This window comes from Bacteroidota bacterium, assembly GCA_018831055.1.
Lineage (GTDB): Bacteria > Bacteroidota > Bacteroidia > Bacteroidales > B18-G4 > M55B132.
On record JAHJRE010000211.1, the window covers coordinates 1 to 14,419 of the forward strand.

General features: G+C 42.3%; 13 protein-coding genes. 6 read left to right on the forward strand and 7 right to left on the reverse strand.

Annotated features, from left to right (window positions below):
* Both KKA81_14035 and lpxK read right to left on the reverse strand, forming a co-directional pair.
* A partial coding sequence (locus KKA81_14035; GenBank protein ID MBU2652044.1) for a purine-nucleoside phosphorylase occupies positions 1 to 290 on the reverse strand: 290 nt, incomplete at its 3' end.
* Positions 229 to 1,329 carry a tetraacyldisaccharide 4'-kinase gene (gene lpxK / locus KKA81_14040; GenBank protein ID MBU2652045.1) on the reverse strand — a complete coding sequence of 367 codons (1,101 nt, stop codon included), beginning with the start codon at positions 1,327 to 1,329 and terminating at the stop codon, positions 229 to 231. The genes lpxK and KKA81_14035, both read right to left, overlap by 62 nt.
* Before the next feature lie 187 nt (positions 1,330 to 1,516).
* Between lpxK and KKA81_14045 the strand changes: the two genes are divergently transcribed.
* The 3 genes from KKA81_14045 (at position 1,517) to KKA81_14055 (ending at position 5,033) form a co-directional block, all read left to right on the forward strand.
* Positions 1,517 to 2,614 (forward strand): Nif3-like dinuclear metal center hexameric protein, encoded by a 1,098-nt coding sequence (locus KKA81_14045; protein MBU2652046.1) that lies wholly within the window; start codon positions 1,517 to 1,519, stop codon positions 2,612 to 2,614.
* A 9-nt stretch (positions 2,615 to 2,623) separates the two neighbouring features.
* Positions 2,624 to 3,475: a hypothetical protein gene (locus tag KKA81_14050; protein ID MBU2652047.1), complete on the forward strand. Its 852-nt coding sequence runs from the start codon at positions 2,624 to 2,626 to the stop codon at positions 3,473 to 3,475.
* A gap of 79 nt (positions 3,476 to 3,554) precedes the next feature.
* Positions 3,555 to 5,033 (forward strand): hypothetical protein, encoded by a 1,479-nt coding sequence (locus KKA81_14055; protein MBU2652048.1) that lies wholly within the window; start codon positions 3,555 to 3,557, stop codon positions 5,031 to 5,033.
* 12 nt (positions 5,034 to 5,045) lie between these two features.
* Here KKA81_14055 and KKA81_14060 read toward each other — a convergent pair whose 3' ends face one another.
* Positions 5,046 to 6,521, reverse strand: a complete 1,476-nt coding sequence (locus tag KKA81_14060) for a hypothetical protein (protein ID MBU2652049.1) — start codon at positions 6,519 to 6,521, stop codon at positions 5,046 to 5,048.
* Positions 6,522 to 6,563: 42 nt separating this feature from the next.
* Positions 6,564 to 8,066 carry a hypothetical protein gene (locus KKA81_14065; protein MBU2652050.1) on the reverse strand — a complete coding sequence of 501 codons (1,503 nt, stop codon included), beginning with the start codon at positions 8,064 to 8,066 and terminating at the stop codon, positions 6,564 to 6,566.
* A gap of 107 nt (positions 8,067 to 8,173) precedes the next feature.
* Between KKA81_14065 and proS the strand changes: the two genes are divergently transcribed.
* The gene (proS, locus tag KKA81_14070) at positions 8,174 to 9,649 is read left to right on the forward strand and encodes a proline--tRNA ligase (GenBank protein ID MBU2652051.1); all 1,476 of its coding nucleotides are present in this window, start codon (positions 8,174 to 8,176) and stop codon (positions 9,647 to 9,649) included.
* Positions 9,650 to 9,684: 35 nt separating this feature from the next.
* Here the strand turns inward: proS and KKA81_14075 are convergent, their stop codons facing one another.
* The 3 genes from KKA81_14075 to KKA81_14085 are packed head-to-tail and all read right to left on the reverse strand — an operon-like array spanning position 9,685 to position 12,981.
* Positions 9,685 to 11,013 carry a hypothetical protein gene (locus KKA81_14075; GenBank protein MBU2652052.1) on the reverse strand — a complete coding sequence of 443 codons (1,329 nt, stop codon included), beginning with the start codon at positions 11,011 to 11,013 and terminating at the stop codon, positions 9,685 to 9,687.
* 46 nt (positions 11,014 to 11,059) lie between these two features.
* Positions 11,060 to 11,800 carry a DUF2807 domain-containing protein gene (locus KKA81_14080; GenBank protein ID MBU2652053.1) on the reverse strand — a complete coding sequence of 247 codons (741 nt, stop codon included), beginning with the start codon at positions 11,798 to 11,800 and terminating at the stop codon, positions 11,060 to 11,062.
* A gap of 2 nt (positions 11,801 to 11,802) precedes the next feature.
* Positions 11,803 to 12,981, reverse strand: a complete 1,179-nt coding sequence (locus KKA81_14085; protein ID MBU2652054.1) for an acyloxyacyl hydrolase — start codon at positions 12,979 to 12,981, stop codon at positions 11,803 to 11,805.
* Between the two features lie 115 nt (positions 12,982 to 13,096).
* Here KKA81_14085 and mazG point away from each other — a divergent pair, with 115 nt between their 5' ends.
* Together mazG and KKA81_14095 are read left to right on the forward strand one after the other, a co-directional pair.
* Complete coding sequence (gene mazG / locus KKA81_14090) at positions 13,097 to 13,873, forward strand: nucleoside triphosphate pyrophosphohydrolase (protein MBU2652055.1); 777 nt, start codon at positions 13,097 to 13,099, stop codon at positions 13,871 to 13,873.
* A gap of 33 nt (positions 13,874 to 13,906) precedes the next feature.
* Positions 13,907 to 14,419, forward strand: a 513-nt coding sequence (locus KKA81_14095; GenBank protein ID MBU2652056.1) for a hypothetical protein, incomplete at its 3' end; no start/stop codon positions are given.

Here is a 14,419-nt window from a genome sequence, read left to right on the forward strand (position 1 = left end):
ACCCTGACAGGAAATACAGTGTCAACAACCGGATGCCCTTCATATACATGCAAACGCCCCTGAAGAGTAATTACCGGAACATTTCCCAGCCTGCCGAAAATAAGATTCCCTTCATGCCCTTCTACCGATGAAACCGGAAAATGAGGGATGCTTGAATAGGGGATAATGTTTTTGTGGGTTAATGTATCGATAAACGAACCCAATCCACTTCCCAGTATGATTCCTGCTTCAGGTCTTTCCTTCGACTGCTTCTGCAGATAACTGCAGGTTTCCTTGATTTTTCCCAACATATTTCAGGATTAAGTCGTCAAAAATAGTATTCTCCCCGTTATGGAAACGGATTTCTATGGGAATATAATAAATGGGCAATTTACTCAGAATGGGTTCAAATTCGGGATTATGTTTTAATCTCATCGCATCTTTCTCGGTTGTGACGATGATCTTATTCCGGGTAAACATTTTATCAAACTCATTTTGGATCCTTTCCAGATCTTTCATTGAATATGAATGATGATCCATAAATTCAAGTGCATCCAGCTCATTGCACATGTTTTTCAGGTATTCGGCAAGGGGATAGGAATTTGCTATGCCGGTAAACATCAGGATATTATTGTATTTATCCCGGATCTCTTCCTTGGACTTATCCGAAAGCGGAATCATTTCGCCATAGTCAAGATAAGTATAGAACATATGCTGGTGCAGGCGGGGTTTGATCATACCGTGTATCCTCCTTCGGGTTATCGGAGAAAGAATGCGTGGAGTCTTCGTTACAATGATGATATCGGCCCTCTTTGCACCGCCTCGGAATTCTCTCAGTGTGCCGCTGGGTATTGGATAATCTTCCATATACAGGCGATGGAAATCCGTGGTAAGGATTTGTAATCCCGGTTTTACATACCGGTGCTGGAATGCATCATCCAGGATCACGGCATGTAAATCTGGAAAATGCTTTTTCAATGTATGAATTCCGTTGCGTCTGTCTTCATCAACAGCAACCTGGATTCCTTTATATTTCCTGCAATACTGCAAAGGTTCGTCCCCGATGTCCTTGTAAGTCGACCCATCTGAACACATAAGAAACCCGCTGGTTTTTCTTTTATATCCGCGACTGAGTATGGCGATTTTGCACTTATCCTTTAAAAGACGGATCAGATATTCAACATGAGGCGTTTTTCCAGTTCCCCCATAGGATAAATTGCCAACTGAAATTACCGGGAAATCAAATGATTCCGAGGGCATTACCTTCCAATCGAAGAGCTTGTTTCTAACTAACGCAACAAAACCGTAAAGCAGAGCAAACGGTAGTAGTAATAGTTGGAGCAGGTTCATTGCGTTAAATTAAAAAAGATTTTTGAAATATTGATATGTTATGTATTATATTTTTATTAAATATTCAAAAAAATGTTACGTATTATCAAAAAAACACTGCAAATAATAAAATCATCATAATTTGCAGAAAATTCTCAATTGAAGTTCTTCGGGAAAAAGTGATATCTTAGTCAAAAATGTCAGAGCCATGAGATTAGTAGATGTTATACGTTACTTTGAAACCCAGGTTTCGGGTTATTTACAGGAAGATTATGATAATTCCGGATTAATTACCGGAAACCCGGAAATGGAGATAGAAAAAGCTCTTATTTGCCTTGATGTTACCGATGCCATTTTGGATGAAGCCATTCGTGATAATGTTTCCCTGGTTATATCTCACCATCCTCTGATTTTCTCGGGTATACGCAAATTAAACAGTCAGGCATATCCCGATCGTGTGCTGATCAGGGCCATCAAGCATGATATAGCAATTTTTGCTATTCATACCAATCTCGACAATCAGGCTTCCGGTGTGAATTTTTATCTGGCCAAAGCCATGGGTTTGGAAAACCTGAGAATTCTTGCCCCCAGGAAAGGGCTTCTGCGTAAACTGGTTGTTTTTTGTCCTGTCAGTCATGCGGAGAATGTTAGAAATGCCTTATTTATGGCCGGTGCAGGTCATATAGGACAATATGACTCCTGCTCTTTTAATCTGGAAGGACAGGGTACTTTCAGGGCTGGTCCGGAAGCCAATCCATTTGTGGGTGAGACCGGAAAATTGCATCGGGAAAATGAAATCCGGATTGAAACCCTCTATCCGGTTTACCTTGAACAAAAGATTGTAAAAGAAATGTTGCTTGCTCATCCCTACGAGGAAGTCGCCTACGATGTCTATCCTATTGAAAATAAATATGATAGCGTAGGGGCAGGAATGATCGGGGAGTTGCCGGATGCACACGATCAATCCGGATTCCTGGAATATTTGAAAAATAAATTGGCACTGCCTTTGATCCGCCATTCCCCTTTTACAGCGAAAAAAATTAAAAAAGTTGCTATCTGCGGTGGTTCCGGAAGCTTCCTGTTAAAAAATGCTGTTGCTGCCGGTGCTCATGCTTTTATTACAAGCGATATCAAGTATCATCAGTTTTTTGATGCCGATAAAAATATCTTCCTTGCCGATATAGGTCATTATGAAAGTGAAAGGTTCACAAAAGATCTGATCTTCGATTTGCTAAAGAAAAAATTTCCTAACTTTGCCGTCCGTATTTCTGAGATAAATACAAACCCAGTCCGTTACTTTTCATAATAATTAAGTATGTCAGCAGAATCAAGTAAAGCAGCCAAAAGCAAGGAACCGAAAACCGAAACCGTTCCGGCCGCTGAAAACCAGCCCAAAACAAAGGAAGTGAAAGAAGAACAAGCCGAACAGAAAGTAGAGCTGGTTTTAAAATCACTGTATTCCCTTCAACTGATCGATTCACAAATCGACAGAATACAAAATATCCGCGGAGAATTACCACTGGAGGTGCAAGACCTTGAAGATGATATTGTTGGGCTTGAGACCAGGATCGCAAATTTTAGAAATGAGATTTCCGATATTGAGAAAAGCATCGGTGCCAAGGAAAACAGTATTAAGGAAAGCGATGCCCTTATCCGGAAATATAAGGAACAGCAAATGAACGTCAGGAATAACAGGGAATATGACTCCCTTTCCAAGGAGATTGAGTTTCAGACTCTTGAGATCCAACTGTCGGAAAAACGCATTGCTGAGAATAAACTGGAGCAACAAAAAAAGCAGCAAGAGATCGAATCATCGGAAAAGATCCTTGATGAAAGGATGAAAGACCTTGAACTTAAAAAGTCAGAACTGAAGGACATCATTACTGAGACAGAAAAGGAAGAGAAAGATCTTCAGGTAAAGTCTGAATTGAACCAGCAAAATATTGATGATCGTTTGATACAAGCTTATAAAAGGATCAGAAAAAATGCCAGAAACGGCCTCGCTGTTGTGAAAATTGAAAGAGATGCCTGTGGAGGGTGTTTTAATAAAATTCCACCTCAGCACCAATTGGATATCAAAATGTTGAAGAAGATTATCGTTTGTGAGTATTGTGGACGCATCCTGGTTGATGAAGAGATCGTTAAAGAAGTAGAAAAAGCGAAATAATCATTCTGAAGATTTTTCATAGTAAATATTGAGGAGGGAGCCTGGTGCTTCCTCTTTTTTTTACCTTTATTTTATTTTTATGAGGTTATTTTTTCTGACATGCCTGGTGCTCGTTTCAGCAGCCCTCTTTGCCCAGTATGATTTCAATAATCGCTGCCGGCTGGCTTATGAAGAAATTGTCCGTCTTAATTTTCAGGATGCGAGTACCCTTCTGTCTCTTGAAAGAAGTGAAAACCCCGGGAATCTGATACCTGTTCTTTTTGGTAACTATATTGATTTTCTGACCATCCTGATTGGTGAGGAAGAAAATCAGTTTATTCAGCTAAAGGGAAACTACCAGGAACGCATACGATTGCTAGAAAAGGGTAATAGAAACTCTCCTTACTATTTGTTCAGCCTTGCCCAGGTTAATCTCCAATGGGCATTTGCAAGGATCAAGTTTGGCGACTATCTACGTGCAGCCTTGGAAATTCAGAAGAGTTACCGTTTTCTGAAAGAAAACCAGGCTAAATTCCCAGAATTCAAGCCCAACTTGCTTGGTATGGGTATGCTGCATGTTTTGGTTGGTTCTGTTCCCGATAATTATCAGTGGGTAACCGGATTGTTTTCTATGGAGGGTTCTATAAAGCAGGGTGTTGATGAAATTTCAGAATATATTGAATGGTCGGTAAAGCAAAATGATGACTTCCTGGTTCCTGAAGCTTTATTCTTTTTAAGCTTTGTTAATATCAACTTTTCCGTTGACCGTTCTGAAGGAATCCCATTTGAAGAAAAACTGCGCAGCATGGCACCGGAATCACCTCTTATGACCTTTGCCTACGGCAGGATGCTGATAAAACATGGCAGAAATGATGATGCCATATTATTATTTCGGAACAGGATATCTGATGAAAAGCAGTTTACGTTTTATTACCTGGATTATCTGACCGGGCTTTGTATGCTTCACAAGCTGGATATTGAATGCAGACCTTATTTTTACCGCTTTGTGTCCAATTTCCGGGGAATGAATTATATAGCTGAGGCCTGGCAAAAACTTGCATGGTCATACATCCTGGAAGGAGACACAGTAAATTATTTTGCTTGTATGGATAAGGTCAGAAAATATGGCAACACCTTTACTGATGAAGATAAAATTGCTTTGAAGGAAGCTGAAAGCGGCTATATCCCTAATGTTATCCTGCTGAAATCACGACTTCTTTTCGATGGAGCTTATTTTACTTCAGCGGAGGAGGAATTGCTCAAATCCAGCCGATTTCTTCGCAATGCTCTTGATTCGACCGAATACTTTTACCGTTTGGGGAGGATTAATGATGCATCAGGCAAGTTTATCTCTGCCCGGAGTTACTATCTGAAAACGATTGAAAGGGGCAGTGATCTGAAAAGGTATTTTGCTGCCAATGCCGCGCTGAATCTTGGTATTATTTATGAAAATGAAGAGAACGTAAAGGATGCTGAAAAATATTTCCGCCTGTGCAGAAGCCTGGATTTTGATGAATACGAAACCGGAATTAAACAAAAAGCAAAAGCCGGATTAAACCGGCTTAATGAGAAGTATTAGCCCCTATAATTATTAAAACCTCGCTCCGAAGGTCAGAAGGTAACGCTGCCCAATGATATCGTTAACAGCTTTAGCTTCATATGGTCCATAGCTATACAAATAATAATCCTCCGTATACTTCGAATATGCATAAGCAAGATCCAGGAAGTAATTCCTGAAGTTGAATCCCAGCCCTCCGGAATAGATGTGCATGGTGCCGTCGTTAATATCCCCCTGGTAAGGACTGCTGTTGTATGCATATCCCAAGCGCAGACTTATCAGTCCGTATCTCCATTCTGTTCCTGCTTTGAAATTGTGAGTTGGCCTGTAACCATTACGGATATCATCATTTACATAAGATGAAACATACCGGAAGCGGGCCTGGGAATAATCGGTATAATTATATTCAACGCTTACTAACCCGATCTTTCCTATGATGAAAGCAATGCTTCCCAGTGCACGGAAAGGAGTGGTTAGCTCATAGCTCTTGGTCCACGTGTTACTATGGAAATAGGAAGTATATCCGTAAAGATCAGGCGTTTTAAACCTGGAGTCGAACAAGGCTACATTTCTATCGCGGATATTGGTGTAAAAGGTAGGTGTATGAATGGCCGCGCCAATCCTTAACCAATCTGCCGGCCTTCCAATCAGTCCGAGTTTGAAATTTATCCCGCTGGCACGGGTTTCAAGTTCCCGGTGAATAGTAAACTGATACATATCGTTGGCAGGTCCGGGCAGGTTTTCGGTGTAATCGCTTTCCTCGAAGTAACGGATATATGGAATTCCAAAAGAAGCTCCGATATATACACGGTCGTTATAATTTCCACCGAACCCAATAACAAATTCATTCATTGATCCCCAGGATGTTATACTCATACGCTGGTTGCTTCCGCTTTGCAGAATAGGATTCACATAGGATGAAGGGCCGCCCAGTGTGTCTAACAGGTAGGTCCACCAGGCAGGATTGAGGTCATAAGCATAATCGTAATAAGGATCACCTTCAATATCGCTGTAATTAATATTATTATCGTTAGCATATGCGGTATAAACATCCAGGATGGAACTGGGGGAAGTGGATCCGCTAAGTTCCATACGGTTATTGAAATCGTTCAGACGGTTTAAGCCTATCCCGAACTGAACGGCTTTCCATCCGCTTGTATTGAATTTGCTCTCCATCTTTTTTGTGAAGACCAGTCCTATGTCTCCCAGGTTAAAGTTTACCCGGTAATCTTTGTTTTCTATACCGCGATAATCTGTTTGTGTGCTTCCGGCGAAGACGGAAGGTGTAATCGTAAATTCAGAACTTTTATATAACCCGATGCCACCGGGATTGGTGCTCAGCATCGAAAAGTCTCCACCCAGCGCTCCGAACGCTCCTCCCATGCTGACGAATCTTGCTGTTCCTCCGGGTACGATCCTGGAGTACCTCAGGGCATCCACGGCTGTTTGTGCCATCAGCGACGTTATACTTAAGGCCATTATGGTGATAGTGAAAGATAGTCGTTTCATAATCATCAGTTTAATAGTTGTATTGTAGTCATCATTCCCTTCCTATCGTCTTCCTCCGCGACTTCCACCCGTGGATCCGCCGCTGCTCCTGGATGAACCGGATGAACCGGATGAGCCGGATGACCTGGAGGGACTGCTGATAGAGCTTCTTGAAGGCGATGGCGTGGAGATGGTCCTTGAAGGTGTACGTGTTGCAGGTGCAGAGTAACTCCTGCTGCTGTTATTACCGGACGGGGCCGAATACCTCTGGGTTGGGGTTCTTTGTTGAGTTGAAACCCCACTACGGTTAGTAGTACCCGATGGTCTTGAGTAATTATTATTGCCTGTAACAGATCCTCTGGTGCGGGCTTCATTGGTAGCCGGACTGCGCGGCGCTGAATATTCCTGGCTCGATCTGGCATTCCTGTATTCCGGGGTGCTGTAGGTTTGGGGTTTGCTGTATTGTTTTTCCCGGTTCGAGTATACTTCCCGGTTCGAATACCTGGCTTTTTCACTCTGAATAGGTTGTGTGCGGGCTGCAGGTTCTCTACTGGAGGTATTGGGCTTTTCATAACGTTTACCTTCAGCTGGTGATGTCCTTGCTTCCCTTTCACTGGTCGTATTCACTTCGCCCGTTGGTGTCCGGTATTGCCTTGCTGCGGTTTCTGTAACAGCCTCTCCGGTTGCGGGTTTAGATGTATTAATGGATTCACGGGCAGTGCGAGGCGAAACTGTTCCTTCCTGTCCACTGACTTTAGCTGCAGCGTTTTGAGAGGAAATGGTTGAATTATCAGCACGGCTGCCACGGGCAACAGCATCTTCGTATTTCTCTCCGAAGGTCCTGCCGCTTTTCGTCCCGGTGCCATTTGTATTTAACCCCCTGCTTCCCCTCTGACCATAATAACTTGAATTGTAATCGTAGCTGTTATAATAATAGTTGTCATAGTAACCGTCCCAGTAGCCATTCCAATAACCTGCCCAGTAACCACCATAATAAGGATAGTAAGGTCCGCAGCAGTACCACGGATCGTAATAGGGATATCCCCATCCCCAGCCTATGCTGCCCCAACCCCAGCTATAACCAAAGTAGAGGGAAGGACTGTAATAAAATGGATCATAATAGTTATAACCCATGTAAATTGAAGTTCCATAGGCATAGGGGTCGTAATTGTAGTAATAATTATTGGTGTAGTAATTGTCGTAATAACCCAAACCCGCATTAGGGTCATGAAATCTGCGGATTCTTGATGAATATGAATAATCATAATAATCATCCATCTCAAACTCCTCTTCTTCCAGATAGTAGTCGGCGTCATTATAAGCTTCATCTCCGCTGTATTCAGGAGGATACTTTGAAAAATTATCTTCTTCCCCTCTTGTGCCCGATTGGTATACTTCCCTGGTTTCGGAAGTTGCACTGATCTGTTCTTTATTTACCTGATCTTTGCTTTTATCTGTAGAGGAATAGTAAACATCATCATACGGAAGGCTTGATTGGTATGATGATGAGCAGGCACCCAAAATGAAAGAGAGGGTAAGTATTGAAAGAATGCTGGTGAGTTTCATGGTGGTCTCCTTCCTTGTTATTTTGTATAAGCTGTGGGTTTATGTAATTCCGTTTTATTATTTTTGTCGCATCTTTTAACAAAGCAAATACTATACCAAAAAACATTATGGCCAAAGATTTTCCCAGCAGAGCAGAGAATTATGCCCAATGGTACAACGATCTGGTAATAAAAGCCGATCTCGCAGAGAACTCCGCAGTACGCGGTTGTATGGTAATTAAACCTACAGGTTATGCTATTTGGGAGAGAATGCAGTCGGTACTTGACGGTATGTTTAAAGCAACGGGGCATGTTAATGCCTATTTCCCGATCTTCATTCCAAAGTCGTTTTTTAGCAAGGAAGCCAGCCATGTGGAAGGTTTTGCCAAAGAATGTGCCGTTGTAACCCATTATCGTCTGAAAAACTCCCCGGATGGCAAGGGTGTGATCGTGGATGAGGATGCCAAGCTTGAAGAGGAGCTTATCATCCGCCCGACATCCGAAACCATCATCTGGGATACCTACCGTACCTGGATCCAATCCTATCGCGATCTTCCTCTGCTGGTAAACCAGTGGGCCAATGTGGTCCGTTGGGAAATGCGAACCAGGCTTTTCCTCCGCACCGCTGAGTTTCTCTGGCAGGAAGGGCATACGGCTCATGCTACCCAGGAAGAAGCCATTGAGGAAACTCTGAAGATCCTGGATATTTACGCTGAATTTGCTGAAAAATGGATGGCCCTGCCTGTACTCAAAGGAGTTAAATCACCTAACGAACGTTTTGCCGGGGCCGTTGAAACATACTGTATCGAAGCGTTGATGCAGGACGGTAAAGCCTTGCAATCCGGAACCAGCCATTTCCTGGGACAAAATTTTGCTAAAGCCTTCGATGTAAAGTTCCTTTCAAAGGAAAACAAACTCGAATTTGTATGGGCCACTTCCTGGGGTGTAAGTACCCGCCTTATGGGCGCACTGATCATGGCTCACTCCGATGATAACGGACTTGTACTACCCCCGAAGCTCGCTCCTGTACAGGTGGTTATCGTTCCCATCTATAAGAAAATTGAACAACTTGCTGAAATTTCTGAAAAAGTAAACAGGATCAGGAAAGAGTTGGAAGATCGTGGAATACGCGTTAAATACGATGACCGGGATACCCAGAAACCCGGCTGGAAATTCTCCGAATATGAGTTTAGAGGAGTTCCTGTGAGAATTGCCCTCGGACCAAGGGATCTTGAAAATGATACGGTGGAGGTTGCCAGAAGGGATACCCTCGAGAAAGAGACTCTCCGTATTGAAGACATTGGAAATAAAATAGAACATCTCCTGGAAGCCATCCAGGATAATCTGTTTCAGAAAGCTCTGTCTTTCAGGGAAGAAAATACTACGGCTGTGGATACCTGGGAAGAGTTTAACGATGTTCTTGAGAAAAAGGGCGGATTCATCCTTGCCCATTGGGACGGAACAGCCGAGACCGAGCAAAAAATTAAAGAAGAAACCAAAGCTACCATCCGTCTGATCCCAATTGATGGGAAAATGGAAGACGGGAAATGCATCTATTCCGGTAAACCTTCGAAACAAAGGGTTGTGTTTGCCCGGGCATATTAGTACCCGGCCGGATACGTTTTACTCCGGTATTTTTATTACCATGACTTTTCTCGGGTGATGAGTTTGTCAACCCGTAAAAATACCTTCCAGTATTTTTCTTTGTTCATCTCCGACCAATGTATTTGCGCAATCCGGTATTGCTCGGTTTGAACAATATTCACAAGAAGCAACAGGATGATCAAAGCTATATAGATCCTTTTTAACAAGACTGAGCGTACATAGAAGAGAAAATACCCCAATAAAAGGGCAGGGATTGCGTAGAATTCTATCATAACCCTTTGCGAAAAGCTTCCCCCGTAATACCATTGCCACCAGGAAGAAAGAACGTATATCAGAATGATCAGGAATCCTGCTAAAATAAAAAACCTGGATTTGTTTTCTTTATACAGGAAGTATCCGCCTGCAAGAGACAACAGGAATACCGGGGTATAAATGAAAAGTCCTTTACGGTAGCTAAACAGGAAGTTAATAATCTGTGGGTCATGAAAGTTGAAACCTTCTTCTCCATATGAATAAACCCAGATGTTTCCGGTTTGTATCTTATAAATAATAAGTTGTATGGAAAGAATAAGTAAAAAAAGCACCACTCCTGAAAAAAGTATAAGCGGTTTCCGGTAAAGAAATTCTAATCCCTTATTAAGGTTGGAACTGCTAAGTGCAGTAAAAGGTACAAGTAATAATATCAGGCCGTTAACCGGGCGCACCAGGACGATAATTCCCAGCAGGATAGCCATACCAAACAACCTTGAAGCCATTGGCTTATCAAAATAGCGGAACCCCAGCCACAAAAACAGGTTTATAAGACCGAATGAGTAAACATGCGACATGGAAGGTTCCTCTACCGTATAATAAAATATGTTTGTGCCAAATATTGTAACGAGGAGGATCAGTGCGATCATCCCTTCACTTGCCCCGGGTATCATCTTTAGCATTTTTCTAAGGAAGACCAGTCCGATGGCCAGATAGAACAAGGCGGCAATGTTGACCGATATCATGTAAAAAACCGAGTAACCATCGGCAGGATTTCCGGTAAGGATTGTGATCAGGTGAGCCAGCAAAAAAAATGGTTCAATGGCTATGGCTGTGCCGCAGTAATACTTGTTAATGGTATGGCCAGGATAAGTGTACCTGTAATCGTATGAATGATTTTCATGATAATTCAATGCAGCAACATCATTAAAAAAGCTGAAATTCAAATCCTGGTAGATGAATATAGCCGGGAGGTAGGCGTAATAGCCGGTACCATCGGTTTGTATGATCCTGCCGCTGCGGGCCTCACTCCAGTTAAAATTGGAGGAAATCCATGTGCAAATGAGGATGATGAAGGGGATGGTTAGTCTGAAGATATTTGGTTTTGCTTTCATCCGGTTTAATTTCGTTTCATTAGATATTTCTATAGTTTCATAATGATCATTCCATACGTATAAGCTGCCCGCTACCACTCACTACCTGCTTTATTTCTGTCGGATTGCCCCGGTAATAAATATTTCCCGCATTACTGATGATCACTTCCAGTACATAGCTTACATTCACATAGCAATCATTGGTGCTGGATGTGTTCATATAAGTAAAAACGGTTTCCAGGTTCTCACAGTTTACCGGTCCGTATGATGCGTTGTATATAAAGTTCACATTGGATTTACCTGTAACGGTCACATCGGCTGTCCCAAAATGCTGGTTGATCCTCGATTTTTGAGTGTCAAGGCTGAGCCGGATACTCCCGCTTCCTTCCCTTATGTCAAGTTTTATTGAATCGTTTTGTAATGTGTTTTCTGTGATGAGGTCGCCGGATGATCGGTATTCAATGGAATCCAACTGCTTAACATGAAGGTATACCCGCATGGGTTTGTCATAACTTCTTACCCAGTTACATCCGTTCTCGTTCCGTACCTCCAAAACGCCATTCTCATTGATCGTTTTTATATCGCTTTGCAGGTTCTTGCCGGCTTCCACTTCCACAAGGCATTCATTATCCTGTATAAGGATCACATCCAGGTTGTCTCTCATGATGATGCCCTTGAAATCTCCGACATTCCTTGTTTCTTTCACTATCTTTCCTGTGCCTTTGAAACAACCGAAAACATCATCTTTATCGCAGGATGTGGTTATGAGAAGTACCAGTATAAACAGATAAGTTCTTGCCCGGTTCATGATCAATAATATATGAGTTCAATTTTGTATCCTATGCCAAGCGTGAGAAAATCGGCCCTGCCTGCATGTGCTTTCAGGGTTACATGCGCGAAAAGATCACGGGAGATCTCGCACCATATCCCGATCTTTTCATAGATTTTCCCATCCCCCTGATATCTGCCGCTTAGATAATATCCCAGGTTTCCCACAAAAGATATCCTCGACATATTCAACGCGTACCCGACTTCAAACCCGGTTTTGATCATCTCGAAATTATTTTCGGATGTTTCACCGTATTTCTGACGTAAAGCGATCTCGTCGGTTCCGTCATAAGAAGCATCCAGGCCAACACCCACACTGCTTTTGTAAGAAACATCTTTCATGATACCCGTGAAAATGTCCCATGCCAGGAACTTGCCCTCCATTTCCGCGTTCATGTTTTTATAACCAAGCCCCCCGGCTATATTCAGGTCGAGGGATTTCTTTCCGTCGAAATAGAAAGGTCGAAGTTCGGGAAGCAGCTTTTTCCTGAAGTAGGGATTCTCTTTGGAGAGCCTGTAAGAAAGTGATGCTGATGCGTTGGGGATATTGATACCGTAATTCGGGGTTTTCATAGATCCATTGGAAAAATGGTTGAAACCAAGTCCGAGAGAAACAATAAAACGTTCACTTACCTTTTGTTTCATTTCCAGGGTAAATGCAACCGCTGCATTCCAATGCGACCCTATGGCAATATTCTTGTAGTTTTCCAGGCGGTCGAAATGATTTGTGATGTATCCGATACCCAGGGCCGTCCTGAAAAATATTCGCATTTCTTTACCGTATGTCAGAGGGAAATCGATATAGGGCATTAAGGCATGAGCGTTGCCCAGGTATGGCGATGTACCCAGGCTGGAATACCAATATGCGATGCCGATAACCGGATAGTTATACATGTATTCCCATCGCGTTCTTCCGTATGTCGCCTTTGAAATGCTGATTTCATATGCAGTGAAGTGACTGTTCAGGATTTCCATTTCCAGGTGGTGGGGTATAAGAAATCCATACGCTACCTTACCGTTAACCATAAGGTTTGAGGAAATCCTTTTATGGGTAAACTGTGCCAGGGCATCCTGATTGTTCGCTAATGAAATAAAAACGATCATTAAAGTTGCCCATATACCCCGGTATATGGCAGGAAATGTATTTAAGGGAAACTTCAATTTTGATATTTGCTTTGATAATGTGGTGAAGATGCACTCAAAACGTTGCATTGCAAGCAAAATTATAAAAATTGTATACTGCATTTATCCTTACTTTTGCCAAAAATCAAATAAAATGGATAAAAGACTGGAAGCATTCGGAAGATTGCTTACCATTATGGATGAGTTGAGGACACAATGCCCCTGGGACAGGAAGCAAACCCTCGAGAGTTTGAGATACCTGACTATTGAGGAAACGTATGAATTATCCGATGCCATCCTGGAAAAAGATTTGGACGGAATAAAAAAGGAACTGGGAGATCTGATGCTTCACCTTGTGTTTTATGCCAGGATCGGTTCGGAACAAAATGCTTTTGATATCACGGATGTTCTGGAATATATCAGTGAAAAACTTATTGCCCGGCATCCGCATATTTATGGGGATGTTGCCGTTAACAGTGCTGAGGAAGTAAAAGAAAACTGGGAAAAGATAAAGATCAACAATGAAGGCCGGACTTCGGTTTTGGGTGGGGTTCCAAAGTCGTTACCGCCTCTTGTAAAAGCAGTAAGAATTCAGGAAAAGGCCAGGGGTGTGGGTTTTGATTGGGATGAACCCGGACAGGTTTGGGAAAAGGTTTTGGAAGAACTTGGTGAATTGAAAAAGGAAGTTGATTCCGGTGGATCGGTGGAGAAAATTGAAAATGAGTTTGGTGACCTTTTATTTGCTCTGGTTAATTATTCAAGATTTATCGATGTTAACCCCGAAGATGCTCTGGAAAGGACAAACAGGAAGTTTATCCGCCGTTTCCAGTACCTGGAAGAAAAGGTCAGGGAAAGTGATCGTAACCTTTTCGATATGAAACTCTCCGAAATGGATGAGATTTGGAATGAAGCGAAAAATAAAGGCCTGTAGTGTAAAGAATGATTGTTAATTACCTTTTTTATTATGATGAGGCGAATCCGTGAGATAATCTACTTTGTCATTGTTTCTGTCTTTTTCTTGTTCCTGATTTGGTTCTATTATGAAAAGCCCCGTGATATAGGGATTTTACAGGAAGAAGAATTGCCTGTTCCTCCCAGGATGGAATACGGCATCCGTGTGGATACGCTTATGGTTTTCAGAGACAAGATAGGTAGAAATCAGTTTTTGTCGGATATATTGTTGCCCTTCGGTGTTGACTATTCCAGAATAGATGTTTTAGCGAAAAATTCGCGAGAGGTTTTTGATGTCAGGAAGCTTCGCGCCGGTAATTGGTATACGGTATTTACAACAAGAGATTCCACTGCCCGGCCTCTATACTTCATCTATGATATTTCTCCTGTTGAATTTGTTGTTTTTCCTTTAAAGGATACTCTGCCCATTTACCGGGGTAAAAAGACAATCGAAACTAAAATTGCTTACGTTAGTGGTGAAATATCTTCCAGTTTGTGGAATGCTATGGTTGAAAAAGGCTATGAT